The sequence below is a fragment of the Cryptosporangium aurantiacum genome, assembly GCF_900143005.1.
In the GTDB taxonomy this organism is placed as follows: Bacteria; Actinomycetota; Actinomycetes; order Mycobacteriales; family Cryptosporangiaceae; genus Cryptosporangium; species Cryptosporangium aurantiacum.
In genome coordinates this window covers 92,503-119,222 of the sequence record NZ_FRCS01000003.1, presented here as the reverse complement: position 1 = coordinate 119,222, position 26,720 = coordinate 92,503, and the positions used below count along the sequence as shown (strand labels likewise).

The following is a 26,720-nucleotide window of genomic DNA, read 5'->3' as shown; positions in this document are numbered from 1 at the left end:
CGGACAGCGCGGTGGTGCGGTACGCCAACGGGCAGTTCGCGGTGGTGCTCGTGCCGAAGTCCATGAGCGACACCGAGCCGATGACGTTCGCCTTCGGCATCACACCGGGTGCGGATTTCCGGCCGTCCCTTCGGTGAGCACGGCCGTGTTTTCCGCAGCGGGTGCGTAGAGCGACCAGTCGGCGCCCATCAGTGCGGTGATCGCGCTGAGGGGTTGCGGGCGCCACCGGGCATCGGTGGCGCCCGCCCGGCCGGGACGGACGATCCCGACGTAGAACGACGGATCGGCCAGCACGCGGACGCGCTTCGCGCCGTCCCGCCGCAGGTAGTGGGTGTCGAGGTCGCCGCTCCGGTCCGGAAACGGTTCGGACGCCCACAGCTCGCGGCGATAGCAGAACGTCGCGTCCGCCACCCAGGGGCGTCGCGAGGACGGATAGGTGTACTGCCATCCCCGGGCGCTCGACGGATCGCAGAAGTAGAGCGTGCTCAAACCGCAGATATCGACGTCGTGAGCCAGCATCTCGGCGGCTTGATACCGGAGCCGCCGGCCGGCCATCCAGTCCTCGTCGTCCCAGTGGACGACGAGCTCGCCGCGTGCCTGCTCGCACCCGATGTTGCGTTTGGCGCCGACCGTGTGGCGACCGGTCAGCCGCAGATACCGGATGCGCGGGTCATCGGGGATCAGATCGGCGACCGAATCCGTTCCGTCGTCCACGACGATCAACTCGCGGTGGGGGTAGTCCTGGCGCAGGAAGTACCCGATCGCCCGCGGCACCGAGGCCCGCCGGTCGCGCGTCGTCATCAGGCACGAGATCAGCGGCCGGCCGTCCGAGAGCGCCACGGCGGGCGCATCGGTCAGCGCGCGCAGGACGACGAGGCTCCCGACCTGCGCCACCTGCTCGAACGTGTCGCCCCGCAGGAGTTCAGCGACGACCGCCTGAACCCCCGGGTAGTAGGCGGCGTGGTCGTGGAACGCGAGGAAGCCGCCCCGGAGCAGATAGGGCGCGAACCGCCGGACGTCGCTCGCCACCGACGCCTGGTCGTGCAGCCCGTCGACGACGAGCAGCGCGATCGGTTCGTCCCACGGAATGTCTCCCGACCGGCCCGGACGGGGAAGGACGACGTCGGCCAGACCGGCGGCCTCGATCGCCGACGTGAACTCCGCCAGGGTCGGGCCGGTCTCGGCCAGGTCTGCTCCGACCGCGCCGACCACGCCGTCGAACGGGTCGACGGCGTGCACCCGGGCCGGTCCGCCGATCGCCGCGGCGACGCCGCCGAGCACGACGGTGCCGCGGCCGCAGTAGCTGCCGACCTCGACGATCGCCCCCGGATCGGGAAGCCGGAGCGCCCAGGCCGTGCACAGGGCCAGGAGCGCCGCCTCGTCGGGTGCGAGCCAACCGCGGACCGGCGCCATGTTTTCCAGGTGCGGACCGATCGGGACGAGCCCGGCGGTGGTCGTCTTGCGGAGGAGGGCCAGCGTGCCGACCCGCTGCACCGGCCGATAGCCGCCGGCGGCCACGAGATGGTCGACGAGGTCGCGGCCTCCGGTGCGCTCGGCGTACCCGTGGACCGCGACCAGGCCACCGGGCGCCACTCTGGCCTCGACCGCACTGACGTTGCCGACGGTCGCCGCGTAACCTGCCTCGCTCCCGGCGACCAGCAGGTCGATCGGGCTGTCTCCGCCGGGGTCACCGTCGGAGAACTCGGCCTGCGGCGTCGCACGCCGGGCCGCCGCACGGAGCAGCACGGCGATCCGAGCTTCGACGCCGACCGCCACGATCCGGCGCGGACCGTCCGGACCGTCCGGGCCGTCCGGGCCGTCCGGGCCGTCCGGGCCCGGCTGAGTGGCGCGGTCGGGCTGGGCGGCGCGGTCGGGCTGGGTGGTGTGGTTGGGCTGGGTGGTGTGGTTGGGCTGGGTGGTGTGGTTGGGCTGGGTGGTGTGGTTGGGCTGGGTGGTGTGGTTGGGCTGGGTGGTGTGGTTGGGCTGGGTGGTGTGGTTGGGCTGGGTGGTGTGGTTGGGCTGGGTGGTGTGGTTGGGCTGGGCGGCGCGGTTGGGCTGGGCGGCGCGGTCGGGCTGGGCGGCGCGGTCGGGCTGGGCGGCGCGGTCGGGCTGGGCCGCCTCGGTGGCTGCGGCCAGGAGGAGGTCGGCCTCGTCGTGGGTCAGCCGCCCGGGCACGGCGTCCAGCCGCCGCAGCAGGGGGAGCAGCAACGGGAGCGGCCGCGACGGTGTGGTGTCGAACGGTCCGACGTGGCGGCGCCGGGTGGCTGCCGCGTACTGCCCGAACCGCCGGCGGATGTGCGTCCGCACCGGATCGGCGAGCCGGCGGGCGACCGGGTGGACCCAGTACACATCGGACCGGTTCGCAGCCGCATCGATCTGCCGCGGGTGGTACGCGACGCGAAACCGGACCAGGTCGTACGAGCACGGATTGCGGACGACATCGTGACCCGACAGCGCGACCAGCGTCGGCAGGAGCACCTCCTCGGTCGCCACGATCGACGTCCGGGCCAGCAGCGAGCGCAGCTCGTCGTCCGCCCAGAGCCGCAGGAGGTCATCAGTCGCGCGCCGGGTGAACACCGTCGACGGCCAGAACGTCCAGTGCGGGAACTTCTCCTCGCCGGCCGGGAAGCGCCGGACGAAGTGCCGCCAGGCTTCGGCTTCCTTCCAGGCCGCACGCGCCGGCGCGATCATGCTGCGCCGCGGTTGTGGGCCCGGCGCGCTGACCAGGCAACCCGCCGCCGGATGGGCGTCCAGGAACGATGCGAGGTACTGCGAGTACCCGGGGCGGACCGCGAGCTGATCCGAGTCGACGATCGTCAGCGCGTCGGCGTTCAGCTCGTCGCGGGCGAACCGCAGGCAATCGATCGCGAAGTCGTGCAGCGCCCCCCACGCCATCGGCCGCGGCGCCGGATGGACGATCACGCCGTCACGCGCGGCCAGCCCCGTGCCGTGCAGCAGCGCTCCGCTGCGGCTTCCGTCGTAGAGCAGAACGTCCGAAGCGGGGTCGAGGAATCGAAGGTTGTCGACCAAATCGTCCACACATTCCGGCGCTTCGTGCACGAGGCACGCGAAAACGTTATGTGCCCGAGTCATGATCAATGGCCTTCCATCATTCCGGGTGCCCCTTTCGCGCTACGCCCTGCGCCACCGCGAAACTGGTTCGTCTCTTTTTACTAGCCCTAGCCAGCGGGCAGTTGCGAGGCCTACCATGACGATTCATGGCGACCTTGCTGCATCCGGGCGTTTATGTGCAGGAGGTGCCGTCCGGCGCGCGTTCGATCGAGGGTGCGGCGACGAGCACCACTATTTTTGTCGGCGAAACCGAACGTGGTCCCTTGGTTCCCACCAGAATCAAGAGTCGCGCTGATTACCAACGACTGTTCGGTGGATATTTCCGCACTCGTGACGGAGATCCGCCGGGCGCCCCGAGCCGGGTATTGACCGCGTACGCCATCGACGCTTTTTACCAGAACGGTGGATCGTCGGCGTACGTTTTGCGGGCCGCCGATCCCGACGAGGACGAAGGAATCGCGGTCGCGAGCCAAGGCAGCGTGCTGGCGAGTTCGCCCGGCCGCTGGGGCGGATCGGTCTCGGTGGCGTTCCTCGCCGCGAGTGGAGCAGCGCCCGATGCCGCGAGCGGATCGACGCCGCAGCGTTTCCGGATCGCGGTCGTGTACGAGTCTCCCGAGCCGGGCGGAGAGCGCCGGCTGGTCGAGACCTGGGATCGCTTGTCGCTCGACCCCGGTGACGAGAACTACGTGGTCGACGTCCTGCGTCGCAGCCTGTTCATCCGCTGGGACGAGACGCTGCCGCTCGAGGCTCCGCAGCTCGACGCGCTCGGCTCGACACCGTCCAACCCGACGCAGCGGGACATCGTCGACGGCGCGACGGAATTGACGGGGGGTTTCGGCGGCGGCGGCGAGCTCGGGCCGGTGGACTACGGCCAGCTGCTGGCCGACCGCCTGGCCGACGTCGACGACGCCGCACTCCTCGTCGCGACGTGCGACGCGCTGCTGGCCGACGACGCCGACTACGGGCAGTACGTCGACCAGTTCATCGGCTTCGCGGAGAACCGCCCGCGTCGCGACCTGTTCTTCATCGGTGATCTTCCGCGCCAGAGCGACGCCGTCGATCCGACCAGCGCGACGCAGGGGGCCCTGGCCGGCCTCACCGAGCTGAACGCGAGCAACTTCACCGCGCTGTACTGGCCGCACGTCGTCGCCGGCGACATCGTCGGCGCCGGACGGAATCCGACGATCACGCTGCCTCCGTCCGCGTTCGTCGCCGGTCTGTACGCCCGGACCGACGGACGGCGGGGGGTCTGGAAAGCCCCGGCGGGCACCGAGGCCACCCTCAACGGGACGATCGCGCTCGAACATCGCCTCAACGACCTGCACAGCGACGACCTCAACCCGGTGGGCATCAACGCGCTACGGCTCATTCCCGGCGCGGGCCGGGTGGTCTGGGGCACGCGCACGATGGTTCCCGCGAGTGAATGGCGGTACGTGCCGGTCCGGCGGATGGCGATTTTCCTGCGAACCAGTATCTACAACGGGATCCAATGGGCGGTCTTCGAGCCCAACGACGAGCCGCTCTGGAGTAGCCTCCGCGCCTCGATCAATGCCTTCCTGGAATCCCAGTTCCGTAATGGCGCCTTCGCCGGCCGCACCAGCGATGAGGCATATGGCGTCAAAGTTGATGCCGATACCACGACCGAACTCGATCAGGCCGCGGGTGTCGTCAACATTCTGGTGAGTTTCGCGCCGCTACGCCCGGCGGAATTTGTCGTCGTCCATCTGAGCCAGAAGACGCAGAGCGCGTAAGGAGGATGCTGTGGCGCAATTTTCGGTGAACACGCATCGCATCGATCCGTACGCGAACTTCAAATTCCGCGTCAAGTGGGACAACCTCTACGTCGCCGGGCTGTCGAAGATGTCCGCGATCAAACGATCGACGGAGACCGTCGAGTGGCGCGAGGCGGGTGGCGATTCGATCGTCCGGAAACTGCCGGGCCGCACCAAATTCGAGCCGATCACGCTGGAAGCAGGCCTCAGCCACGACCAGCAGCTGATCGAGTGGGCGAACCAGGTCAACTCGCCGCGCGGCGACGGGGCGGCGTCGCTCAAGCTCTATCGCAAGGAAGTCACGGTCGAGGTGCTCAACCTCCAGGCCACCGCCGTGATGGCGTTCGTCCTGCACCGGGCTTGGGTCTCCGAATTCCAGGTGCTCCCGGAGATGGACGCCAACGCCAACGCGGTCGCGATCCAGACGCTCAAGTTCGAGTACGAGGGGTTCTCGGTCGAACCCCTGCCCGAGCCGGCCGAGACGTAAGTCCGTGCCGGCCACCGAACGCGTCCGAAGCCCGCTCAGCACGGCCGCTCCGCAGACGCCGTCTTCGCCTTCGCCACCGACGACCGAGGCTCCGGCGGCGCTGCCGCTCCGCGAGTTGTCGGGTTGGGAGGAGGAGTACCTGGAGCGGCACCAGACTGAGGCCAACACCGCTCGGTTGTGCAACGAGATCCTGGCGCGGTGTCTCGTCGCGCCCGGCGCCGAGCCGGGTGAGGCCCGCGAGCAGGTGCGGGCGTTGCTCGTCGCCGAACGTGATCGGGAACTCGTACGGCTGCGCCGTATGTCGCTCGGTCCGGACGTGAGCGCCGAGGTGCTCTGCCCCTCGTGCGACCGCACAAGTGGTGCGACGTTCTCGCTCGACGCGTTGCCGCTCGACTTCGAGGTGCCGGATCGGCTGGTCACGCTGGACCTGCCGGACGTCGGCCCGGCGGAGTTGTCGCTGCCCACTGCGGGAGCGCAGGAGGATCTGTTCGACGCCGGGCCGATCGGCGCCGCCGAGCGGCGCACCTGGCTGCTGGCCCGATGCTTACGCCGCTACGGCGAGCGCGTGGACGGGCTGGATGAGGACTTCGTCCGGGGCCTACCGATGCGGCACCGCGCAGTGTTGGAGACCGCGATCGAATCCCGGCTGCCCGCGCTCGACCTCGAGATGACGCTGGAGTGCTCGCACTGCCGGGAGCCCATCCAGGCGCCGTTCGACGTGACGAGCTTTTTTTTTCGAAATGATCGGGCGAGCGCAGCGACTCCTGCGCGACGTGCACCAGATCGCGCAGGCGTATCACTGGTCCGAACGCGACATCTTCGGTCTGTCGCTGTCCCGGCGGCTCGCCTATCTGCTGCTGCTCGAGCGCGACGCCGACGCCGCCCTGCTGGCCGGTCTGTCCGACGCGGGGCCGTCGTGACGGGCCCGGCTGAGGGGCGCTGCTGAGATGCCGAGCCTCGGACGCCTGCTGGCCGGTCCGCTGCGGGCCGGGCCGCCGGGTGCGCCTGGCCGGAGTGCGGTGTTGGGACCTCCGGCGGGTGGGCTGCCGGGGCCGTTGCGTGCCCTGTCGGCGGCCCGCGCCGGACCGGTGACCGGGCAGCACCTGCCCCTGCAGCCGACGCGCGGCGTCCGGGGAGGCCCGGGCGGGCCTTCGACGGTCGGAGGGGCGGCGAGCCGGGGCACGGCGGCGGGCCGGGATACGGCGGGGAACTGGGACGCGGCGGCGGGCCGGGGCGCGGCGGGGAACTGGGACGCGGCGGGGAGCCCAGACGCGGCGGGCCTGGGTGCGGCCGCGAGCCGGGGCGCGGCGGGGAGCCGGGGCGAGGGAACGAGCCGCGGTGCGGGAGTGGGCCTGTCCGCGGGGGGCGGCTCGTACGCGGCGGAGCGGAACGCCCCAGGGACCTGGGGAAGTGTGGGGGATCCGGCCGCCCCGGGCCGGTCGGATTCCATACGGTTCCGCGGGCAGGCAGGCGCCGGGGAGCCGTGGGCGACCGGCGGTGCCTCCTCGGGGAGACTTGCGGGCTGGGCGGACCCGGTCCCTCCGATGGGGACGGCTTACGAGCCGCTTCCGATGTCCGCGGGACGGGGCACCCCGGCAACGAGGGCACCGGTCCCACTCTCGCCACACGCCACCCCGCTGCCGCCCGCCACCGGCACGTCGACCGGTGGCGCGGGCACGTGGGCCTCCGACCCCGCCGCAGCGGCTGGTGGCGCGGCTACGTGGGCCTCCGGCGCCGCCGAATCGGCCAGTGGCGCGGTCGCATGGGCCCCCGGCGCCGCCATGTCGGCCGGTGGCGCGGCCGCGTGGGCCTCCGGCGCCGCCGCAGCGGCTGGTGGCGCGGCCACGTCGGCCCGCGGCGCCGCAGTGTCGGCCTCCGACTCCGCCGCCGGGGCCCGTGGCGCCGCCGCGCTGGCCGGTGGCGCGGCCGGGTCGGCCTCCAGTATCGCCACGTCGGCCCACGGCGCCGCCACATCGGCCCACGGCGCGGCCGCGGTGGCCGGTGGCGCAGCGGCGTCGGCTCGTGGCGCGGCCGTGTCGGCCGGTGGTGCGGCTGTGTCGGCCGGTGGTGCAACTGCGTCGGCTCGTGGCGCGGTTGTGTCGGCCGGTGGTGCGGCCGCGGCGGCCGGTGGCGCAACCGCGTCGGCTCGTGGCGCGGCGGTGATGGCTCGTGGTGCGGCTGTGTCGGCCCATGGCGCTGCCGTGGCGGCCGGTGGCGCGGCCGGGTCGGCCCGCGGTGCCGCAGCGGCGGCCTCCGACCTCGCCGCCTCGGCTCGTAGCGCGGCCGCGGCGGCCCATGGCGCCGCCGTGTCGGCCTCCGACACCGCTGCGGCCGTTTCCGGCGCGGCAATGCAAGGGTTCGGCGGCGGGGCATCGTCCGGTCGGAGCTTTCTCGCCCGCCCGTGGGGCGACACCCACCGGGCATCGTCGCTGCTGCCGGTACCGCCGGAAGACCGACGGCCCGGTCAGCCGCACCGGGGGGCACCCGGCGGAGTCACGATCGAGATCGGCCGCATCGAGATCCGCAGCGCCGCCCCGCCGCTGAAGCCGTCGGCCCGCTCGCAGAGCCCCATCACGCGGCAACCGACCCCGCCACGCAGCCACGGCATCGATCCCGGACTCCGGTTCGGCGGACGCCGCGGGGGGTGGTGACCGTGTGCGCCGCGTTCGCAAGCCTCTACGACGTCGCCCAGGTCCTCGCCGAGCACATCAAGGACGAGACCGGCGTCGTCGACGTCCAGCCCGGCCCACCGCGGAAAGCCGAGGCGAACACCGAGCCGGGCGTCCGGATCACGCTGCTCTACGCCACCCGGCAGCCCCAGCACGTCAACGACCTGCCCGAGATCCGCCCGGACGGCACCCGTCGCCCGCCGCCGCTCTCGCTCTCCTGCGCCTACCTCGTCACGGCGTCCGGCGCCGACGACGGGGATCCGGTCGCGGCGCACCACGTCCTCGGCCGGGTGATGACGCTCTACCACGACGTGCCGATGCTGAAGCTGCCACTCACGACCGGATCCGGAGCGTTCACCCAGCTGGGCGACGGTCCGCTCGCGGTCGTCCAGCGCGCGGTGACGCTCGAGCAGGTGGAGAAGGTGTGGTCGTCGCAGGAGCTCGCGCTGCAGCCCTGGGCGCTCTTCGACGTCGCTCCGGTCCAGCTCGTCTCGCAGCTCGGTGACGAGGAACCGGCGCTGGTCGTCCGCCCGGGCGGCCTGGCGCTGGAGATCCGCGCGGGTACGCGCCCGGTGCTGGTGCGCCTCGTGCCGGACATCGTCCGGCAGGGCGGACGCGTGCGCATCGAAGCGGATCCCGCCGTCCGCCCCGACCGGCTCACGATCGGCGGCGTCGCCGCCGAACTCCCGGAGAGCGGTGTGACGGCGGCCCGCCCGGAGGGCGGTGTGACGGCGGAACCCAGCGAGAACTTGCCGTTCCTGCTCGATCTGGACGCCGGCGGGCTCGAGACGCTGGGCCCGGGCACCTACCCGCTCACGCTCACCGGGCGCGGCATGGCCTCGCGTCCGGGCAGCCTGCGGATCGCCTCTCCGGAGGCGCCCAGCGTCGACGCTCCCGCCGGTCCGCACGATTCCTCCACCGACGTCGTTCTGACCGGCGCGAACCTCGACGGCGCGGAGGAAGCGGTGTTCTGGCCGGACGGCGGCGTCGCGGCGCCGTCGGAGGTGCGCACCGTCCCGGTGACCGCGGTCGCTGCGGGCACGGTCACCGTCCGGGCGGCCGGCCTGCCGGAGCGCTCCGGGCCATGGCGGCTGGCGCTGCGCGTGGGCATCCAGACCTACACGCCCTACGTCGTGCTGGACCTGGTCGCATGAACGGGGCTGCGCTGATGCGCGAGGCCGTCCTGCTGGGCGCGGCCTGCCATCTCGCCGGCCCGGCCGACCAGGTACCGGCCGCCGATGCCGGGTGGACCGCGCGTCCGGGCGACCGAGCCGAACTGCGTGACCGGATGCGCGACCACGAGCGCTCGGACGACCCGGCCCGGGTGCGCCTCTGCGACGAGCTCGGGTTGCCGCCGCAGAACTACTGGCTGGTGATGCTCTGCGCGGCCGTCGAGCGGTACCCGGAGGCCGCGGCTGCCGTGAGCCTGCTCGCCGAGGACTCGCGCCAGCAGCTCCCGACGCCGGTCGTCGTCGCTCGTCTGCTGCGTGGCCTGCTCGAAGTCCCGTTCGGGGAGGCGCTGGCAGGTGCGCTGAACGGTGGCCAGGCGCACTGGCTCGGGCTCGTCGAGGTCATCGAGAGCGCGCCGGGGACGCCTCACAGCCAGCACGCGCTCCGGCTGGTGCACACCGAACTCGTCGTCGCGCAGGACGACCCGTCGGCGCTGGGCGGGCACCCCGACCTGCTGGTCAGCACCGTGCGTCCGGCCGCGGCGACCGCGTTCGACGTCGTCCGTGTGCGCCACGGCGCCTACCTGCTCGAGCACCGCGGCCTGCTGGTGCTGCGCGGAGCCTCCCGGCGGGGTGGCCGCCAGTTCGGCTGTGACCTCGCCACCCACCTCGGTCTGCCGGCGAACCTCGTGACGGCCGACGAGCAGCTTCCCCCGATCGCCGGACTCGCCAGGCTCCGCGGTGGCCTGCTCGTGCTGGACCTGCATCGGCTGCCCACGGTTACCCAGTCGGCGCTGGCGCGGCTGGGCGCCGTCCGCGGCCGCCTGGTCGTCCTCGTCGACGAGGCCACCGACACCGGCGACCTGGCGACCTACGACGTCGGGTCGATCGGGTACCCGGAGGCGAGTCGCGTCTGGGCAGAACACTTCGGAGTGGACACCGCCCGGGCGCTCGCCGCGCGGTTCCGCGTCAACACCGAGGAAGCGCGGATAGCCGTCCGCGACGCGGACGACATGCGCCGTGCCACCGACCCCGACCCGGCAGACCCAGCCGCGGAAGGCTCGGCCGGTCCCGGCAACCCGACCGGTCCCGGCAACCCGACCGGTGCCGGCAACCCCGCCGCCGCGGACGACGTGTTGGCCGACCGGATTCGCGCACTCGGCGCCCGCCGGATGAGCCGGTACGTCAGCACGCTCCCGACCAGCGCCCGCCTGTCCGACCTGGTGGTTCCCGACGAGCTCCGCCGTCAGCTCGACGAGATCGTCTCCTGGCACCGCAGCAGTCATCGTGTCGCCTGGGCGATGGACCACGAGCGGACCGACCCGCTCGGGACGGGCCTGACGTGCCTGTTCGCCGGAAAATCCGGTACCGGCAAGACGTTCGCGGCGCGCTGTCTGGCGTCCGAACTCGGGTTGAACCTGTACCGGATCGACCTGAGCCAGGTCGTGTCGAAGTACATCGGCGAGACCGAGAAGGCCCTGGGCCAGGTCTTCGACGAGGTCGAGGCCGGTCACGGGCTGTTGCTGTTCGACGAGGCGGACGCGTTGTTCGGGCGCCGTTCGGAGGTGAAGGACGCGCACGACCGATACGCCAACATCGAAGCCGGGTACCTCCTCCAGCGCCTCGAGTCCTACGACGGCGTCGCGATCCTCACCACGAACCTGCAAGGCAACATCGACGGGGCGTTCGTCCGCCGGCTGCGGTTCGTCCTGCAGTTCCCGGCTCCCGACCGCGACCTGCGCCGCGCGCTCTGGGAACGCTCGCTGCCCGGCCCGCAGTGGCGGGACGACGACCTCGCGATCGAGGTGCTCGCCGACCGGTTCCAGCTCAGCGGCGGCGCGATCCACAACATCGGGCTGGCCGCCGTCCACCTCGCGGCCGCGACCGAATCCGGCCGCGTCACCGCCGCGCACGTCGTCCGTGCCACCGCGCGTGAGCTGCAGAAGGCCGGCCGACCGGCCGACGCGGCGGCGTTCGGCCCGCTGGCCGGGCTGGTCAACGGACACCGGAGGCCACGATGACCGATGTCCGGGTGCGGATCGACCGGATCGCGGTCGAGATCGGCCGGGAGGCCGCGGTCGGCGAGGCCGAGCAGACGCTCCGGCGGGCGCTCGCACTGCTGGCCGCCCGTCTGGCCACTGCGCCGATGGCGGCCGACCGGGAGGCGCCGCTCCGCGCGCTGGAGCTGGTCGAGGTGGAGCCGGTGGCTCCGGACTGGTTCGCCGGGCCCGGAGCAGCGGCGCGCCTCGCCGACGAGCTGTACCGCCGGATCACGGGGGAGGCACCATGACCCGAGAGGCCCGCTACCTGCGCGGCGCGTTCATCGCCTACGAGCCCGGCGGATATCCCGATCGCCGGCGGGTGATCCCGTTCCGCTTCAACCCGGAGTCGTTGAGCCGGACGGTGGCCGTGGAAGCCGGCCAGCAGGCGACCGGGGTGGAGGGTGCCGCGCCCGGGGCCTCGGCGCCGCCCGCGTCGGAGGCCGCCGCCGATACGGCGGGTGCGGTGAAGGAGAGCTTCAGCGTGCAGATCCGCCTCGATTTCGACGACCGTGACGCCGAGGTCAGCCGGTTCGATCCGGAGTTCGGCATCGCACCGGAGATCGCCGCGATCGAGGACCTGATGTATCCCGCCGAGTCGGACGCGGCGGCCACCTCGGACGGGACCGAGCCGGTGCGGGCGGCGAGCCCGCGCCCGACCGTGCTGCTGGTCTGGGGGCGCAAGCGAGTCCTTCCGGTGCGGATCAGCAGCTTGAAGATCGACGAGTCGGTCTACAACAGCCACCTCAACCCGGTGCGGGCCGAGATCGAGGCGTCGCTCGAGGTGCTCGGTGAGGCCGCGGCCCGCGACGACCCGGCAGTCCGGTCGGCGCTGGACCACACCGGGGCCGGGCGGCGCGAACTGGCCCGCCTCTACTACGACACCACGGCCGCCCAGGGATCCACGATCCTGCCGCTCTAGCACCGCGCAGAGGAGGTTCGTCCATGATCGACCGGCGAAGCCGGTACGCCACGACTCCGGTCGTTCCCGTCGACGACGAGTGGGCGGGCAGCCAGCCGCTGCTCGCGTTGCGTGCCACCCCGGCATCGAACGCCGTCCTGTCGATCCAGCCGACCGACACCGACCGGCTGGACCTGCTGGCCTGGCGGTTCTACCGCGACCCGACCCGCTTCTGGCGGATCTGTGACGCCGCCACCGAGCCGGATCCGTTCGACGTCGTCGTGCCGTCCGAGCCGATCAGCATTCCTCCGGACCGGTAGCCGCCGATGCCGTCCGCCCGGATCGGGGTTCTCGTCGCGGGACAGCCGCTGGACGCGGTCGTGCTCGCGCAGCTGACCCGTGCCGAGGTGCGCGAGAGCGACTGCGACCCGTCGGTGCTGGCGTTGCGCTTCAGCCTGGTGCAGCGCGCCGACGGTGAGTTCGGCCCGCTCGACGACGACCTCTTCGTGCCGGGCACCGCGTTGAGCTTCGAGGTCGCACCGCCCGGCGGGCTGACCCAGCGGCTGTTCGAAGGGGTGCTCACGCACGTGCGTCCGCACTTCGAGTCGGTCGCCGCCAACGCGTACCTCGAGGTGCTGGCGATGGACGCCGCGGTGCTCCTGGACGCCGAGGAACGCGTCGCCGCCTGGCGCAACGTCAAGGACAGCGACGTCGTCACGCAGGTACTCGCGGGCTACCAGCTCGGCGCCGAGGTCGCGGACACCGCGGTCTTCTACGACGAGGACCGGCAGCGGCTGACGCAGCGCGCCACCGACTGGCGCTTCCTGCAGCACCTCGCACGCCGGAACGGCGCGCGCTTCTACTTCGAGTACGACGACGCCCGCGGCCAGGTGGTCGGGCACTTCGGCCCACCGGACGTCACCGGCCCACCGCAGCCCGACCTCGTCATCCTGCAGGAGGGCGAGTGCCTCAACTGGGCCGACCTGCAGTTGCTGGCGACCGGCCCGATCACCGCGACCGCGTCGGCACTCGACCCGATCGCCAAACGCATCGTGCGGGGCGCCGGCACCCCGACGCTGGAGGCGATCGGCGGGGACGACGCCGCGGCCGCCGTCGAGGCGGGCCTGACCGGCGCGGGCGCGACGGCCGCACGGGCACTGGTCCGCGATCCGTTCCCGCTCGACGAGGCGATCGGGGCCGAGACGTCCGCCGCGACCGACGCGGCGCGGTTCGTCGTCGAGCTGCGCGCGGAACTGGACCCCGCGCTCTACCGGGGCATTCTCCGGGCCCGCAGGCCGGTGCTCGTCCGGGGGACGGGCCGGCGGTTCTCCGGGATCTACTACGTCCAGTCCGTGCGCACGACGCTGCAGGACGGGGCGTTGCTGCAGACGTTCACCGCCCTCCGCAACGCCACCGGCCAGTCCGGCAGCGAGGCCTACGGCCAGTCCGCCGAGGAGGTGCCGGCGACATGATCCGCGCTGACGACGAACCCGGCTGGCACGTCGACCGCTTCTACGGCAAGTACGAGGGCGTCGTCACCGACGTCACCGATCCGGAGAAGATCGGGCGCATCCGCGCCCGGGTGCCCGCGCTGCTGGGCGAGGACGTCGACACCGGCTGGGCGCTGCCCTGCGTGCCCGTCGGTGGCACCGCGAAGGTCGGCATGCTGTTCCTCCCGGCGATCGGCGCGACCGTCTGGATCGAGTTCGCGGGCGGCGACGTGAGCCGTCCGATCTGGTCGGGGACGTTCTGGAGCGCGCCGGAGAGCACCGGGGGAGCCGACGACCTCGGTACCGAGGCCGGGCCGGAAGCGCCGACCGCCGACGACGGCAAGGACGCCACCGCGACGCTCGCCGTGCTGCGGACCAGCAGCGGCCACGAGCTGACGTTCGACGACGACGGCCAGGTGGTGCTGCTGGCCAACGGCAACGGCACGTGCTCGGTCCGGTTCGAGAAGGACGGGTCGGTCGTCGTCACCGCCGAGAAGGTGAAGCTCGGCGCGGAGGCGTCCGAGAGCGTCGTCCTCGGCAACACGTTCCAGCAGTTCTTCAACGCGCACACGCACCCCACCGGAGTCGGCCCCTCCGGCCCGCCCACCCAGCCGATGAGCACGAGCCAGCTCTCGGCGAAAGTGACGACGGAGTAGCCGTGGTTCTCGTCCCCAGCGCCCTCGCCGCGTCGCTGCAGACCGGCTGGCTGCCGTCCGACGGCGGTTCGTTCCCGGCCAGCGCGGCGGAGTCCGGCGACACGTTCGCGGGCACGGTCGCGGACTGGTTCGCGGCCGCCACCGCCGGGGCGTTCCCGTGCACGACCGCGGCGGCACGGCGTCCGCAGCTGGCGGCGGCGGCCGGCGGGGCGCTCGCGGCAGGAAACCCGTCCGTGGCCGGCACCCAGCTCGCCCTGGCGCTGACCGGATACCTCACCGGCCAGGTCTTCGGCCCCGGCACCGCCTCACCCCCGGCCGCCACCAGCGCGGCGCAGACGGCGTTCGGCGCGGTGTTCGCCGACGTCGACTCCGGCGTCGTCCAGCGCGCGGACCGGATCGCGAGCGGGATCCACCTGCTCGCGCTCTCGACGATCGTCGTGTTCCCACCCGTCGTCGGACCCCCGGTACCGGTGACGTGATGGCCGGCCTGTTCCTCTACCAGCCGTTCGCGCTCCGCGACGAGCGTGGGGCGATCGCGGTCACCGACGACGCCGATCGCCACCTGCGGGACAAGATCCTCGCGGTGCTGTTCACCGCGCCGGGGGAACGCGTCAACCAGCCGCGCTTCGGGGTCGGGCTCACCCGCAGTGTGTTCGAGCAGCTCGACGACCTGACCGTGGCGGCGGTCGAGTTCCGGATCGCCGAGGGCATGCGCCGCGAACTCGGCGGCGAGGCCGTGATCGACGCGGTCACGGTGGACGCCGACCCGGCGGGCGGCCAGCTCCTGGTGACGATCAGCTACCGCCGCCGCGTCGATCGGTCGGCTCGCATCCTGGAGATCGAGCTGTGACCGGGGCGCCGCTGGTCTGGGACGGTGGCCGCCTCGACGGTACGGCCTGGCAGGGCATCCGGTTCCTGTCGATCGCGTTCCTGCCCGACGGGGCCGGTGCGACCGTGACCGCGCACCTCAACCAGCCGGCCGCCGGGCTGAGCGCGGACGACGTCGTGGTCGAGGGCGGTAGGCGCCTGCCTCCGCCGCCCCACACGGTGACCGTCGGCAGCCGCACCGTGGACGTCGAGTTCGACGGTCTGGGTGACCACTCGCCGTACACGATCGCGCTCACCGACGGTGGTGGAGCCCGGCTCCACCCGTTCTTCGCCGCCGCGCAGTTCCGGTTCACGATCGACTGCCCCTGCGGTGACTGCCGGGAGTCCCCGATCACCGCGACGTCCGCTCCGATGCGGCCGCCCGCGGTCGACCTGCTCTCCAAGGACTACCACCAGTTCGTCGCCCTGCTGTCGGACTGGGTCACGGTCACCAACCCGTCGATGACCGACCTCTCGTCGGCCGCGTTCGAACGCGTCCTGCTCGAACTCCTCGCCTGGGCCGGCGACATGACCAGCTACTACCAGGACCGCGTCGCCGGTGAGGCGTTCGTCGACACCGCCCGGCAGCGGTTCTCGCTCCGGCAGCACGCGGCACTGCTCGGGACCCGCCTCGACGACGGCCGGGCGCCGGTCACGGTGCTGTCGTTCAGCCCGGCGCAGACCGGGTTTGTGCCCGCCGGCCTGCCGGTGCGGATGCGGACGGCGCCCGACGAGGTCCCGGTGACGTTCACGGTGACGGCACGCACCCGGGTCGTCGCCGAGAACGCCACCGACCGGCTGCGCGTCGCCGCGTTCCCCGGCGCCCAGGACGCGCTGGTGCCGCGCGGCGCGCGCGAAGTGCTGCTCTGGGGTCACGACGCCCAGCTTCGGGACGGGGACCGGCTCGCGTTCGTGCAGGGGACGTTCGCCCAGGTCGTCACGGTCTCCGAGGCGCCGCAGCGGATCCTCGAACCGGGCTGGGTGGCGCGGCCGGAGGACTCGTTCGATCCGGACACGGATGCTCCGGCGGCGGTCACCCGGCTGCGGTGGGCCGAGCCTCTCGTCCAGGCCCTGCGCCCGTGGGGCCCCGAGCGGCTCGCGCTGCACGCGAACTGCGCCGACGCCCGCTTCGGGACGCCGCGGCGCGCGACGTTCTCGCCAGGGGTGGGGCGGCTGCCACCGGGGGAGATCGGGATCCCGATCAGCGGACACACGAGCATCGCGGCGCGCGGCCCCGCGGGGAGCCGGCTCCTGCGGGCGCTGCGCGTGCCGGAGTGGCCGGTGGTCCACGACGGCGAGGACGGAAGCCCCGCGGTGGACGTCCTGGTGAACGACGAGGTGTGGACCCGGGTCGAGCACCTGCACCGGTCCCGGTCGTACGACCTGCACTACACCGCGGCGGCGGACGAGGAGGGAGCGGTCTGGCTCCGCTTCGGCGACGGCGTCGACGGCCACGAGATCACTCTGGACGACGCCGGACAGCCCACCGTCCGCATCGAACTGCGTTATCGCCTGGGTGATCCGCTGGTCGGCAACGTCGGGATCGGCACGCTGGTGGACATCGTCGCCCCAGGATCCGGCGCCGACCGCTCGGCGCTCGACGCGCTCGGCGGCGTCACCGTGACCAACGTGCTGCCCGCGACGGCGGGCCGGGCACCGGCCACGCAGGACCGGATCCGGCAGGATCTGCCCGCCTCGCTGCGCCACGGGCCGCTGCAGCGCGCGGTCGCGCTCGCGGACTACGCGGCGGTCGCCGCGCAGGTCCCCGGCGTCGGCCGCGCGGCCGCCCGAGAGGCGGGCGGGCCGTTCAACACGGTGCTGGTGCTCGTCGATCCGGCCGGCGGCGCCGTCCTGGACGAGGAACTCCGGCTACGGGTCAGCGCGCACCTCGACGCTCTGCGGATGGCCGGTCGCGAGCACGTCGTGCTCAGTGCCGAGTACGTGCCGCTGGAGGTGGAGCTCCTGGTCTGCGCGCAGCCCGGCACCGACCAGCAGCGCGTCCGCGACCGGGTGCTGGCCGAACTCCGGCCGGGGTCCGCCGGGCACCCGGGTTGGTTCCATCCTGACCGGCTCAGCTTCGGGGACGCCGTCCGGCTCGGTGACCTGCTGGCGTTCGTCCAGAGCGTGCCGGGCGTCCGGTCGGTGAAGGCGACGACGTTCCGGCGGCTGGCCGACCGCACCGGGCCCGCGGTCTTGAACGTCATCGGCCTGGGGCTGACCAAGGTCGCCCGGCTGGACGCCGACCCCGACCTGCCCGAGAACGGCACGCTGGAGGTGCGGGTGGTGGGCCTGGACGCCGACGGCACCGCGTTCGTGATCGACGAGAACGCCGGGGTGGGTTCATGAGCCGCCCGCCGCGCCCGCATTCGTCCCGGTCGACCGGCGAAGCCCGGAGCGGCGATCCCGGCCGGGCCGACTACCTGCCGCTGGCCTACGCCGAGTTGCTCGGCCTCTCCGAACAAGCCGCCGCCACCCACCTGGGGCGTCCGGCGGACGGTCGGCCCGACGTGGCCCGGACGCTGATGGAGCTGTCCTCGCTGGTCGGGCACGTGCTGTCGGTCTACCAACGGCACTACGCCGCCGAGTCGTTCATCGGGACGGCGCAGACACCCGGAAGCCTGGTGCGGCACGCGCACCGGCTGGCCGCCGAACCGGACCCCGGCCTGGCCGCCTCCGGGCACGTCGTGCTGATCACCAAGCCGTCGGTGGACGGTACGGTCACCGCCGGGCTATCGCTCGCCAGCGTGCCGCAGGGTGAGGCCACGGCGCAGGACTACGAGACGCAGGACGACGTCCTCGTCGACGCGGCGCTGAACACGCTGACTCCCCGGCGCGCGCAGCGGCCGGTCGTGGTCGGCGCGGGCGCCCGCCAGGTGCGGCTCCAAGGCGTCGGGCACGGCCTGGCTCCGGGAGACGTCGTGGCGTTGACCGGCACCTCGTGGGCGGGGCTCGTCGTCACCGAGGTGACCGAGGAACTGGACGCCACCAGGGTGCGCTTCGACCGGCCGATCGGGTTCGCCATCGATCTGTCCACCGCTACGCCCCCGGTCGTGCTCGCCCACCCGGCACACGCACTCGCGTCGTTCGGCGCGACGGCCGACCCGGTCCTGTTCCCGCCGTCGGCGCTGCAAGCGGCGGGCGGCGTACCGCCCAAGGACAGTCCGAAGTTCTGGTACACGATCTCGCCGGGCGAGTACCGGGACACCGATATCTACCTGTCCGAGGAGCTCCGCCGCCCGCTCGGGCCGGGGCACGTGGTGCGGATGACCGCCGCCGGTCCGACGGTGCTGGCCGTCGACAGCGAGCGCGTCGCCACCGTGACGTTCCGCCGCGAGGTCACCGAGGAGTTCCCGAAGCAGATCGTCACGGTCACCCCGAAGGGCAACGGCTTCGAGACGACGGTCACGACGTCGGCCGACAAGGAGAAGGTGACGGTCGGCGGCCACGTGGCCGGCACGGTCACCGTGCTGACGCTGCGCACCGCGGCCGGCGACCTGATCAAGCGCACCGCGCAAACGCTGCCGGTCCGGTGGCTGGCCGGCTGGGAGACCCGGGTACCGCTGGCCGCGACCGAGCCGAACGACGGTCCGGTCACCGAGTCGGTCGAGCTCACCGGGCTGCTGCCCGCGCTCACTCCCGGCCGCCCGCTGGTGTTCAGCGATCCGGCGGGTGCCGTCACGCAGGTCGTCGCGGTTCGTACGGCCACACTCGACACCGATCGCGGCGTCACGCGTTTCACCTGGGATCCGGTGACCCCGACGCCGCCCGGCGGCTGGCGTCTCGACCGGCTCACGATCTTCGGGAACGTGGTGCGGGTGTCGCACGGCCGGACCGTGCGCGAGACGCTCGCCTCGGACGGCGTCACCCCGTTCCAGCGGTTGACGCTGCGCGAGTCGCCGATCACCGTGCTGTCCGACGTCAGCGGTGGCCGTCCGCAGGTCGAGATCCGGGTGAACGGCGTGCTCTGGGACCGGGTGGCCGACTTCGCGCTCAGCGGTCCGGACGACCGTCACTACCGGCTGGTGACCGACGAGACCCAGGCGTCGACCGTGGTGTTCGGCGACGGCCGGAGCGGCGCCGTGCCACCTGCGGGACGGCGCTCGATCGAGGCCGTGTACCGGGTCGGGCTGGGACGCGCGGGCGACGCTGCGCCCGGTGCGATCAGCCGGGTCACCCGCGCGCACCCGCTGCTCGACCGGGTCGTCAACCTCACCGCGGTGTCCGGCGGCGCGGAGCCGGCCGGTGCGTCCGCGATCCGGTCCCAGTCGACCCGCTGGATCCGGACGTTCGATCGCGCGGTGTCGATCGCGGATCTGGCGGATCTCGCGCTCACGATTCCCGGTATCGCCCGCGCCGCGGCCCGCTGGGACCAGGTGCGTGGTGCCGTGCTGGTCGTGGCCACCTCCAGCGGCGACACACCGCCCACCCTGGACAGCGTCCGGGCGTTCCTCGACGCCCGCCGCGACACCGGGATTCCGCTGGTCCTGCGTGGTCCGGCGGCCCGTGATCTGGTCCTCACCGTCGACGTCGAACCAGACCCGTCCCGGCTGCCCGAGGCCGTCCAGCAGTCGGTCCGGGACGCGTTGTGCGGCGAGGCCGGGCTGTTCACGTTCCCGGCGAGAGAGCTCGGCCAGCCGGCTTACCTCAGCGAGGTCTACGGGCGGCTGGAGGCCGTGGACGGGGTGGTCGGCGTGCGGATCCGCCGGTTCGACTCGAGGAACCCCGGACAGCTCGCCGACGTGGTGCCGGCCGACGTGGACGAGTGGCTCCGGCTGGAACCGCGCAACCTGACCGTGACGCTCGGAACCGCGCGGAGGGCGTCGTGAACGACTACCCGTTCGACCCGGAGCTCCTGGCCGAGCTCGCCGGCCGCCTCTACGACGCGCTGCCGGCCATGTACCGGATCGCGGACGAGCCGCCCACCGGACGTGGCGAGCTACGCGCGCTGCTGACGGTCCTCGCGGTGCCGCCGGCGGTGATCCGCCAGAGCATCGCGGAGCTGCACGCCGACCTGTTCATCGACACCGCCGACGATCGGATGATCCCGCAGCTGGCCGCGATGGTCGGTACCAGCCTGATCTTTCCGGACGCTCCGTCCAACCGGCGCGACGTCCGGGGCACGGTGGGCTGGCGGCGGCGGAAGGGCACACCGGCGGCGCTGGCCGAGATGGGCGTGGAGCTGACCGGAGCGCCGGTCGTGCTGCAGGAGGGCTGGAAACGGGTCCTGGTCACCCAGGACCTCGACCTGCTCCGGCCGGACCGGGTGATGCCCGACCTGCGGCCCCCGATCGTGGCCGAGCAGGCCACCGGGCCACTCGACGCGCTGGCGCACACCGTCGACGTGCGCGCGATATCGGCCACCACCGGACGGCGCCACCCCCGCCACCTCGCACACTGGCTGTTCCCGACCGTCACGTTCCCGCTGCGGGAGGGCACCGCGCACGAGCGGACGGGCGCCGGGACCGACGTGCGGTTCTCGGTCGACCCGCTCGGTGCCCGCCAGGCGATCCGGGCCGGGTGGACCGCCGAGTCGACCGACGCCTACGTCGACCGGATCCCGCCGCAGCACTTCGCCGCCGACCCCGGACGCTGGTTCGGGCGCCGGCCCGGCGGTTTCACGATCCGGATCTGCGGTGTGCCCGCCGCCCTCGCGTCCACCGGTGTGGTCGGCCGGGAGCCGTCCGTCCGCGTCGCCGGCCGGCAGCTGTGCCGGGGAACGGCGCGAGTCACGGTCCTGGAGCAGCCCTCGCGTGGGTGGCGCGGGCCGGTGCGGGTCGAGCTGGGGCTGGCCACCGTCGCGGGAGCGACCGCCGGGTCCTGGCAGGCCGGGTCGTTCGCCGCGGTCGCCGGCGTCGAGCTGGACGCCGCCGGGGCGACATCCACGACGACCGGCAACGATCCGGGTGGCCAGCGGACCCCGGCCGTCCGCCTCTCGCTGCCCGACGGCGCCTCCGGACGGCACTTTCCCGGCGCGGTGCTGGAGCTGTCCGCGGACGCGCCCGGTGGCGCTGCCGCCGTCGACGACTCGGCGCTGATCGCGGAGGGCTTCCTCCGGGGGGCGCTGCACGTCCGGATTCCGCCGCTGGAGGTGGGAGGGGAGCGGCTCCTGCTCGTCGCGCTCGACGGCAGCCTGTACGAGGGCGCGACGCCGATGCCCCGTGTCGCGGGTGCGTTGCGGCTGGCGCCCGACGCGCTGCTCAGCGTCGGGCCGGGTGCCGCCTGGCCGCCGTCGCCCGTGCGCGCCGAGCCGCGGTTGCTCAGCCGCGTCCCGTCCGCCTCCGGCCGCGGACCGGCGGTCCTGCACGGTGCCGCGCCGATCCGCCGGGTGGGCGACGACTTCGCCGACGTCGCCGGGTCCGCCCGCTGCGCGCTCGCGTTCGCGATGCAGATCGACGCGCCGGGGACGCCGGACTTCCGGCCGTTCCAGCGTCTGGCCTGGTCCGGCGGCGATCCACGGTCGGGCACCTGGACGGCCCTCGATCGGGCGGGTCGGCCGGTGGCCGCCGCGGACGAGTTCCCGCTGGTCGCCGCCGAACGGGACGCCAACCCCGGGCGGGTCGCGCTCGCCGTCCGATTCGAGTCGTCCGACCCGGCCGCGACGCTCTGTCCCGGTGAGGTCGCCTGGACCGGCGACGACGGGCAGACGGTCCTGATCCACCTACCCCAGCTGGACGCCGCACCCCGGCCACCGGACGACGGCTGGGCCACCGAAGCGGTGTTCGCGGCCGCCAGCGACGCCGTCCGGGTCGGCGTCGACGGCTCCACCTGGGCATCCCGGTCCACGGCCGACCGGCGCGCCTCGCTCGGCGATGTCGCACCGATCGCCGGCGCCGCCGCGCTGCGCCGCAGGCGGGTGCACGGGCGGCGGCTGTGCGCCTGGGACCGGGAGGACCCGTCGGCGACCCCGCCGCGGCTGCTGGCGCTCACCCCGCCCGGTCACCTGGACGTCGACGTCGAGCACGGGCTGTTCGCGTTCTGTGCCGACGAGCCGCCGCAGACCTGGCCCGACGGGGTGCCACCGGTGCCGCCGTCGGTCACCGTCGACCTCGAGCAGGGCGCCACCATGCACATCGGCGCGCTACCGGCCGCCCGCGAGCCCGTCCTCGACCGGCGGCTGGCACGTCCGACGCAGCTGGTCTCCCGGTCCGGGGTACTGCACCCGGACGCACCGGCCACCTGGCACACGATTCCCCGTCATGCGTCCCTCTCGGCCGCGCTCGCGGCGATCGCGGCGAAGTGGGCAGGAGCCCCGCCGGGTACGGCGCTGCACGAGGTCGTCCAGTTCGAGGACAGCGCGACCTACCCCGGTGAGGCACCGGTCTGGCCGCCCGGCCCGGCCGATGCGACGCTGTCGCTGACGATCCAAGCCGCTGAACGCGAGCGGCCGACGGTCCTGATCGACCCTCTGACCGGCTGGGGCGGGACGCCCGCCGTCTATACGCGCCTCGCGCTCTGCGGTCTGGCGCTCGGCGGGGCGGGGTGGGGCGGGACGACGCTGCCGCCGGCCCGCGAGGTCACGCTGGACCTGTGCACGGTGCTGCATGCCGAGAACCGGCTCGAGTTCGCGGGCCTGCCCGACGGCTCGGCGGTCACCGTGAATCGGTGCGCGACCGCGGGGCTCCGCCTCGCCGGCCCGGGCGTCCTGCGGATCGTCGACAGCATCGTCGACGCCGATTCCGGCCCGGCGCTGGAGGTTCCGGTCGGCCGGGCGGAGCTCGAGCGCGTCTCGGTGGGAGGCGAGGTCACGGCGCGCGTGCTCGAGGCGTCCGAAGTGATCTTCGACAGCAAGGTCACGGTCACGGATCGCTTCTCCGGCTGCGTCCGCTACAGCCGTGCCACGTCGACGTCGACGTCGACGCTGCCGCAGGTCCACCGGGTCACGGTCGACACGCCGGTGCGCGTGGTGTCCCGGAACCGGCGAGATCCCGCGTGGTGGCGGCTGCGCGCGGACTCCGATCCGGCGCTGACCCGCGGAGCGGAGAGCGGGACCGAGATCGGCGCGTTCGGGACCAACCAGCTCAGCGCCCGGCTGGCCGGCCTCGCCGGTCGGCTGGACGAGTTCACGCCCGCCGGGCTGGTCACCGGCATCATCCGGATCGACTGAAGGGGGCCGCGCGCACATGGTCAACGGCGACTTGTCTCGCGGGCACGAGCCGGACCGCAAACGGGGCCGCGAGTACCGCCGGGTGCTGCTCGAGATGGGCTCCCCGGTCCTGGACAGCGACGTCGCGTCGCTGGTGGACGCCGTCCTGGGCGAGACCCGCACGGTCGCCCGCGGGCTGGGCACCGCCGCAGGCAGCCCGGACCTGGGATTCCTGGTCACTCCCGGCCGCCTGCTGATCGTATTCGCGGAGGCTCTGGACGGCCTGCGGGTCGCTCAGGGCAACCCCAAGGTCTGTCTCGACTACCGGCATCGGTTCGCTGACCGGTACCCGGCGTTGCAGGTCACTTCGTCCGGCCAGGACGCGGTGGTCCAGATTCCGCTGCTGCAACCGGCCGACAACCGCCCGGGGTTCCGCCTCGCGCTGTGGGCGCGGGTCGAGGAGCCGGTCACGATCCGGGTCAACGGCGTCGCCGTGTCGCTGGCACCGGCGAGTCCGGACGCTCCCGTCCGGGTCGAGTTCGCCCCCGGCTCCGGCGGGTTCCAGGATCTCGACATCGGGTTGCCCGCGCGGAAGACCGTCTGGCTCTACCTGCTCGAACAAGACGAAGACGCGGAGACGCGGCCGACGTTCTGGGTGGCGCCCGGCAGCTATCAGGTCGACGGCCTGTTCGTCAGCGCGTCCGGCGGGGGACAGTTCCCGTTCGCGAGCTTTCCGGTCGGCGCCGGGTTCCGGTGGGACGGCGCCCCGGTGCTGGACGGTCTGGTCGCACCGTCCGGTCTCGCGGTCGGCGACCGGATCGCCGCCTACCTGGAGGTGTGGGAGCGACACGTCACCGCGGTGGAGGATCCGGGCCTGCGCGAGGAGGCGCTGGGCTCGGACACGGCGAGCCGCACCCAGCTCGTCGGCCAGGTCAAGATCGCACCGGTCGCGCCGGGGTTGACCCCGGCTGACGTCGGCGCCGCGTTCGGCGAGCCCGTCGCGTCCAACGGCACGGTGACGATCGACGTGCCGCCGGCGACGCAGGTCACCGACCCGTGCGCGCTGCCTGACCTGGCCGGGTACTCCGGGGCCGACAACCGGCTCTACCGGATCGAGGTACACCGCGGCGGGCCGCTCGCGTCGGCGCTGTTCAAATGGTCACGCGACAACGGCTCGGAACTCTTCGCCGCACGGCTGGACGACGACGGGAGTTTCCTCTTCGACGCCGGGGCGCCGCTGTCGGCCGGTGATGTGGTCGAGGTACTCAGCTCGGTCGTCGACCTCGGTGACAGCGCGCTCGGGTCGGTGAGCGTCGACGGCTTCGTGCCCGCGGAGCGGGCCGTGGGCCAGCTCGGGCAACTCGCCGCGATCCGCAGCGGTGCCGACGGTGGTGACGTCGCGTTCCGGCTCGCCGACCTGGACGATCCGGCCCGGACCGTCGCGCTCGACCGCCGCTACGGCGATCCGGATGTCGCGGTGCTGAAAGTGCGCCGCTGGCACGGCACGCTCGAACCGGATGGCGCCGGGCCTCACGTCCTCGAAGACGGTTTGACGGTGACGCTGTCCCACGGCGGGACGTATCGCTCGGGCCAATGGTGGCAGTACGAGGCGCGGGTGCGCGGCGAGAACGCCAACGGCCCGTGGCGGCCGGACCCGCACGGGCCGGAGCGGCGCTTCGCGCCGCTGGCCCTGCTCGAGTTCACCGGCCCCACTCAACCGCTGCGCCTGCTGTCCTGGCTGGACGAACGATTCCCACGCCCCGACGACGTGGACGCCGACGACGTCGACTTCGACGGTGGGCGGGTCGGCAGCGCGAGCGATACCGTGCAGGAGGCGCTCGACGAGCTGTTCGAGCGGCCGCCGCTGGTCGTCGACTCCAGCTGCGGCGAGATCATCATCCGGCCGGAACACGACCTGCAGGAGCGGTTCGACACGATTCCGGCCGGTGGTAGCGCCCGGCTGTGCATCCACCCCGGGACCTGGCAGCTCGACCGCACCGTCCAGGTCAGCGGCAAGGGCGACCTGATCCTCACCGGGGCGGGCTCGGCGACCCGGCTGGTCGCCGGCGATTTTGCCATCGCGTTGCAGTTCACCGGGTGCGGCACGGTCCGGCTGCAGGATCTGGCGATCGCCGGAGGCCCGGGCAACCTGGACGGCTCCGGGCGACCCGGAGCGCTGACCGTCACCAGCTGCGCGGGCCTGGACCTGGAGCGCGTCACGGTCTCCACCGCCCAGGCGCCGGCGCGGGTGACCACCGCGGTCTCGTTCCAGACCACGGCTGTCGCCCCCGCGGCGCCGGCCGTACGGGTCCGTGACTGCCGGATCGAGGTCGGCCACGCGGACACCGGGCTGCTCCTCGTCGGCGCGGCGACCGCCGACCTCACCGGCAACGACGTCGTCTGCCCGTCGGAGCCGTTCAAGCTGCTGGAGTCGCTGGCCGACCGGCCGCGCGGCCGGATCGCCCGGCTGCTCCTCGACGACATCGTGCTCGGCGAGACCGACGAGGCCAACGACAACCTGCTGGTCGGCGGCAACGAAGCCATCGGTGAGGTGGAGCCGGCCGGTGGGCGCCGCCGGTTCATCGCGCACCGCACCAGCTGGGGCAACAAATGGATCACGTTCTCCACCGCGCTGCCGCTGGATTCCGAGCACTGGCGTCGCGTCCTCGACACGAACCCCATGCCGGGGGATTGGTCGCAGTCCGAGGCGCCGGACGGCTTCCTGCGGGCGAACCTGCACCGGCTCCGCCGGAAGCTCGTGCCCGCGCTGTTCGACACGAGCAACCAGACGCTGCCGGGGGAGCTGAGGAACCAACTCGCGGTGCTGGCCGACCAAGTCGTCCGGCGGAACAGCAGAACCGCCGGTGCGCAGGGCATCGTGATCGGTGGTCTGGCCACCCGGATCGATCCACGGTTTCCGCAGCCGCGGGTGCTGCTCGGGGACGCCCGGCCGGAGCTGAGGATCGTGGGGAATCGGGTGACCGGGTTCGTCCAGGGCATCCATGTGGGTGCCAGCGGATCAGGCGGCCGCCGTGGGATCGCCCATCACGTCGTGATCTCCGGCAACGTCGTGCGGCTGCGGGTGCCGAGCCTGTCGCCGCAGCGGCACGGGATCTTCGTCGGCAGCGTCTTCCACGCCAACCTCAGCGACAACCTGGTCGAGCTGGTCTGGCCGGAGGCGCCGGAGTGGGGTGAACTGACCGGTCCGCTGGACGGCATCCGCGTGCACGGGACGTTCGGCCCGCTGGTTCGGCTCCGGGACAACGCGTGCATCGGCACTCGGCGAGGAGTCGTGGCGCACGCGACGAACTTCGGCGAGGCGAAGAACGCCGGCTGGCGGTGGACGGTCGCGGAGAACGCACACGTCTCGGTGGTCGGAGCGCCGACTCCGGAGACCGTCAACTGGTAGCGTCGTAAGCCTCGGTGTTCGGTCGTGTCTCTGAAAAAGGGGCACGTCGTACGGAGTTCGTGTCCCCAAGTACAGGCGTCGCGCCACGGTGCGGCGCCTGTACTCG

At 73.1% G+C, this 26,720-nt stretch carries 18 protein-coding genes and 1 pseudogene; 18 read left to right on the top strand and 1 reads right to left on the bottom strand.

From position 1 onward, the window contains the following. Positions 1-99 precede the first annotated feature (99 nt). Positions 100-3,060, bottom strand: a complete 2,961-nt coding sequence (locus BUB75_RS11385; protein ID WP_143175148.1) for a class I SAM-dependent methyltransferase — start codon at positions 3,058-3,060, stop codon at positions 100-102. A gap of 158 nt (positions 3,061-3,218) precedes the next feature. Here BUB75_RS11385 and BUB75_RS11380 point away from each other — a divergent pair, with 158 nt between their 5' ends. From BUB75_RS11380 to BUB75_RS11300, 18 genes and pseudogenes are all read left to right on the top strand, one after another. Further along, on the top strand, positions 3,219-4,823 hold the full coding sequence (locus BUB75_RS11380; protein WP_073255599.1) for a phage tail sheath family protein: 1,605 nt from the start codon (positions 3,219-3,221) through the stop codon (positions 4,821-4,823). A 10-nt stretch (positions 4,824-4,833) separates the two neighbouring features. Continuing rightward, positions 4,834-5,331: a phage tail protein gene (locus BUB75_RS11375; protein WP_073255596.1), complete on the top strand. Its 498-nt coding sequence runs from the start codon at positions 4,834-4,836 to the stop codon at positions 5,329-5,331. A 4-nt stretch (positions 5,332-5,335) separates the two neighbouring features. Then, positions 5,336-6,004: pseudogene (locus BUB75_RS48795) on the top strand (hypothetical protein); the annotation flags it as partial. A gap of 67 nt (positions 6,005-6,071) precedes the next feature. Beyond that, positions 6,072-6,251: a hypothetical protein gene (locus BUB75_RS11370; protein ID WP_073255593.1), complete on the top strand. Its 180-nt coding sequence runs from the start codon at positions 6,072-6,074 to the stop codon at positions 6,249-6,251. A 651-nt stretch (positions 6,252-6,902) separates the two neighbouring features. Beyond that, complete coding sequence (locus BUB75_RS46200; protein WP_178379831.1) at positions 6,903-7,982, top strand: hypothetical protein; 1,080 nt, start codon at positions 6,903-6,905, stop codon at positions 7,980-7,982. 2 nt (positions 7,983-7,984) lie between these two features. Beyond that, on the top strand, positions 7,985-9,154 hold the full coding sequence (locus BUB75_RS11360; protein WP_178379830.1) for a Pvc16 family protein: 1,170 nt from the start codon (positions 7,985-7,987) through the stop codon (positions 9,152-9,154). After that, positions 9,151-11,190: an ATP-binding protein gene (locus tag BUB75_RS47020; RefSeq protein ID WP_073255584.1), complete on the top strand. Its 2,040-nt coding sequence runs from the start codon at positions 9,151-9,153 to the stop codon at positions 11,188-11,190. Before BUB75_RS11360 ends, BUB75_RS47020 begins: the two co-directional genes overlap by 4 nt. Then, on the top strand, positions 11,187-11,459 hold the full coding sequence (locus BUB75_RS11350; protein ID WP_073255581.1) for a hypothetical protein: 273 nt from the start codon (positions 11,187-11,189) through the stop codon (positions 11,457-11,459). The genes BUB75_RS47020 and BUB75_RS11350 overlap by 4 nt, the downstream gene beginning before the upstream one ends. Further along, positions 11,456-12,130, top strand: coding sequence for a hypothetical protein (locus BUB75_RS11345; protein WP_073255578.1), 675 nt, complete (start codon positions 11,456-11,458; stop codon positions 12,128-12,130). The genes BUB75_RS11350 and BUB75_RS11345 overlap by 4 nt, the downstream gene beginning before the upstream one ends. Before the next feature lie 23 nt (positions 12,131-12,153). Next, positions 12,154-12,429: a hypothetical protein gene (locus BUB75_RS11340; protein ID WP_073255575.1), complete on the top strand. Its 276-nt coding sequence runs from the start codon at positions 12,154-12,156 to the stop codon at positions 12,427-12,429. Positions 12,430-12,435: 6 nt separating this feature from the next. After that, a complete protein-coding gene (locus BUB75_RS11335; RefSeq protein WP_073255572.1) occupies positions 12,436-13,581 on the top strand; it encodes a phage late control D family protein in 1,146 nt (381 codons plus the stop codon). Further along, positions 13,578-14,255 (top strand): phage baseplate assembly protein V, encoded by a 678-nt coding sequence (locus BUB75_RS11330; RefSeq protein WP_073255569.1) that lies wholly within the window; start codon positions 13,578-13,580, stop codon positions 14,253-14,255. Before BUB75_RS11335 ends, BUB75_RS11330 begins: the two co-directional genes overlap by 4 nt. 2 nt (positions 14,256-14,257) lie before the next feature. Continuing rightward, positions 14,258-14,734, top strand: coding sequence for a hypothetical protein (locus BUB75_RS11325; RefSeq protein WP_073255566.1), 477 nt, complete (start codon positions 14,258-14,260; stop codon positions 14,732-14,734). Further along, positions 14,734-15,105: a GPW/gp25 family protein gene (locus BUB75_RS11320; protein ID WP_073255563.1), complete on the top strand. Its 372-nt coding sequence runs from the start codon at positions 14,734-14,736 to the stop codon at positions 15,103-15,105. The genes BUB75_RS11325 and BUB75_RS11320 overlap by 1 nt, the downstream gene beginning before the upstream one ends. Beyond that, positions 15,102-17,468 (top strand): baseplate J/gp47 family protein, encoded by a 2,367-nt coding sequence (locus BUB75_RS11315; RefSeq protein ID WP_073255560.1) that lies wholly within the window; start codon positions 15,102-15,104, stop codon positions 17,466-17,468. The genes BUB75_RS11320 and BUB75_RS11315 overlap by 4 nt, the downstream gene beginning before the upstream one ends. Continuing rightward, positions 17,465-19,948, top strand: coding sequence for a baseplate J/gp47 family protein (locus tag BUB75_RS11310; protein WP_073255557.1), 2,484 nt, complete (start codon positions 17,465-17,467; stop codon positions 19,946-19,948). Before BUB75_RS11315 ends, BUB75_RS11310 begins: the two co-directional genes overlap by 4 nt. Continuing rightward, on the top strand, positions 19,945-23,226 hold the full coding sequence (locus BUB75_RS11305; RefSeq protein ID WP_143175146.1) for a hypothetical protein: 3,282 nt from the start codon (positions 19,945-19,947) through the stop codon (positions 23,224-23,226). The genes BUB75_RS11310 and BUB75_RS11305 overlap by 4 nt, the downstream gene beginning before the upstream one ends. Before the next feature lie 16 nt (positions 23,227-23,242). After that, on the top strand, positions 23,243-26,614 hold the full coding sequence (locus BUB75_RS11300) for a DUF6519 domain-containing protein (protein WP_073255550.1): 3,372 nt from the start codon (positions 23,243-23,245) through the stop codon (positions 26,612-26,614). Positions 26,615-26,720: the final 106 nt, after the last annotated feature.

Coding starts and splice junctions, on each gene's coding strand:
- BUB75_RS11380 (WP_073255599.1), top strand. CDS start 3,219: ATGGCGACCTTGCTGCATCCGGGCGTTTATGTGCAGGAGGTGCCGTCC.
- BUB75_RS11370 (WP_073255593.1), top strand. CDS start 6,072: ATGATCGGGCGAGCGCAGCGACTCCTGCGCGACGTGCACCAGATCGCG.
- BUB75_RS46200 (WP_178379831.1), top strand. CDS start 6,903: ATGTCCGCGGGACGGGGCACCCCGGCAACGAGGGCACCGGTCCCACTC.
- BUB75_RS47020 (WP_073255584.1), top strand. CDS start 9,151: ATGAACGGGGCTGCGCTGATGCGCGAGGCCGTCCTGCTGGGCGCGGCC.
- BUB75_RS11350 (WP_073255581.1), top strand. CDS start 11,187: ATGACCGATGTCCGGGTGCGGATCGACCGGATCGCGGTCGAGATCGGC.
- BUB75_RS11345 (WP_073255578.1), top strand. CDS start 11,456: ATGACCCGAGAGGCCCGCTACCTGCGCGGCGCGTTCATCGCCTACGAG.
- BUB75_RS11340 (WP_073255575.1), top strand. CDS start 12,154: ATGATCGACCGGCGAAGCCGGTACGCCACGACTCCGGTCGTTCCCGTC.
- BUB75_RS11335 (WP_073255572.1), top strand. CDS start 12,436: ATGCCGTCCGCCCGGATCGGGGTTCTCGTCGCGGGACAGCCGCTGGAC.
- BUB75_RS11330 (WP_073255569.1), top strand. CDS start 13,578: ATGATCCGCGCTGACGACGAACCCGGCTGGCACGTCGACCGCTTCTAC.
- BUB75_RS11320 (WP_073255563.1), top strand. CDS start 14,734: ATGGCCGGCCTGTTCCTCTACCAGCCGTTCGCGCTCCGCGACGAGCGT.
- BUB75_RS11310 (WP_073255557.1), top strand. CDS start 17,465: ATGAGCCGCCCGCCGCGCCCGCATTCGTCCCGGTCGACCGGCGAAGCC.
- BUB75_RS11300 (WP_073255550.1), top strand. CDS start 23,243: ATGGTCAACGGCGACTTGTCTCGCGGGCACGAGCCGGACCGCAAACGG.